We start from the raw sequence: 1,733 nt of genomic DNA on the forward strand, positions 1-1,733 counted from the left end.
GCGTCTCCAGAGGCGTTCGGCGAGGGGTTGGAGGATCGCGGTCGGGCCGGCCTGGGCCCAGCGCCGCAGGGTACGGGCGGCCCGTCCGTCCCACCAGTGGGGGCCGGAGCAGTCACTGAGGACGAGGACGGCGTGACGGCCGGACGCGTCGAGCAGCGTGCCGGGATCCTTGGGCGGGGAATCAGGGGACGAGGAGACCTGGCCGGTGGCGTCCAGGTGGCTGACGTGCACGTCCTGGAACGCGCCTTGGCGAAGGAGGACCTCGGCCAGCTCGCGGGCCAGGGGATGCCATAGCCGCATCGTCGGGCCCGAGTCCACGACGAGGGTGAGCGTGAGCCAGCGTTCGGGTGCGGGGACGAGGACGGGCGTCCACAGGCGGGTGTCCGCGATGCGGGCCGCGGTGGCCTCCTCGTCCAGTTCGAGGCGGTGCCGGGACGGGACGCGCCGTTTCAGCGGCCGGAGCGCGCGCTGCACGCCGCGCGGGTCGGCCAGCATCGGCGCCGTCGGGACCAGGACCTCCGTGGCCTCGCCCACCGGTTCCGACCCGGCGGTGGGACGGGGATGGAGGGCCGTACGCGGATCGGAAGCCGGAGGCGTATCGGGGGCGGCCGGGGGCACGAAAGGCGGCTGCCGCGCGGCGGGCTCCTCCGGAACGGGCGGGAGGCCGGGCGCCGCCGGTTCGGGCGCCCGCTGGGCGGGCGCGGACATGTGGCAGGCCAGCCACAGCAGTTCGCTCAGCTCCTGCGCGTCCGGAGGCGCCTCCGGAGGGGCGAGCGAGGCCAGGACGCCGCGCAGGCGATCGAATCCGCTCATGGCGGCCCGACCCTCGGTTCAGTCATCGATCGGCCCGGTCAGGTAGGGCATGATGCGGTCGGCCAGGGCGCGGCGGTCCTCGGCGCCGGTGTGGCCGCACAGGTAGACGGCGTTGAGGAGCTGGTCGGTGGCCAGCGTGCCGGACGTCGAGCGCTCGAAGAAGCGGCGGATGAGGTCGTCGCTCTGGTCGGCGAGGGGGCCGAGGTGCTCGCGGACGATGGCCGACAGCTCCGCCTCGCCGGACGGCTGCCGCAGTTCGAGGTTGACGCAGCGGCGCAGGAACGCCGGGGGGAACTCGCGCTCGCCGTTGCTGGTCATCACCACCAGCGGGAACGCGCCGCAGCGGACGGTCCCGGCGGTGACGGTGACGCGCTCGCCCGGCCCGTCGGCGGTCATCACCTCGGCGGACGGGTCCGCGCGGCGCGACAGCTCGGGGATCTCGTACTCGCCCTTCTCGAAGATCGTGAGCAGGTCGTTGGGGAGGTCGATGTCGCTCTTGTCGATCTCGTCCACGAGCAGGGCGCGGGGACGGGCGTACGGGAGCAGCGCGGTGCCCAGGGGACCGAGGCGGATGTAGCGGCCGACGTCCTCGTCGGCGGGGGCGCCCTCGCGTCCCGCCGCGTACAGGCGGGTCAGCGGGTCGTACTGGTAGAGGCCGTCGCGGAGCGTCGTCCGGCTGGTGATGGGCCAGTGCAGGACGGGTCCGAGGCCGAGTTCGTGGGCGACCGCGTAGGCGAGCGTCGACTTCCCGGTGCCGGGCGGGCCGGTGACGAGCAGCGGGCGGCGCAGGTACAGCGCGGCGTTCACCTGCTGGACGGCGTCGTCGGACGGCCGGTACGTGGTCGCCTGGTGGAGGTTGCCGGAGCCGCCCGCCGGGGGCGGCAGGGCGGGGCCGCCGTCGAAGGCGCGCCAGGGCGGGG

General features: G+C 74.9%; 2 protein-coding genes. Both read right to left on the minus strand.

Going from position 1 to position 1,733, the window contains the following annotated elements; genetic code table 11:
* Nucleotides 1-813: SAV_2336 N-terminal domain-related protein (locus E1298_RS46675; protein ID WP_279499780.1), on the minus strand; the 813-nt coding region annotated here is incomplete at its 3' end.
* Nucleotides 814-831: 18 nt separating this feature from the next.
* The coding region (locus tag E1298_RS46680) for an AAA family ATPase (RefSeq protein ID WP_131903766.1) at nt 832-1,733 on the minus strand (902 nt) is incomplete at its 5' end.

The sequence above is a fragment of the Actinomadura rubrisoli genome, from assembly GCF_004349215.1.
Lineage (GTDB): Bacteria > Actinomycetota > Actinomycetes > Streptosporangiales > Streptosporangiaceae > Spirillospora > Spirillospora rubrisoli.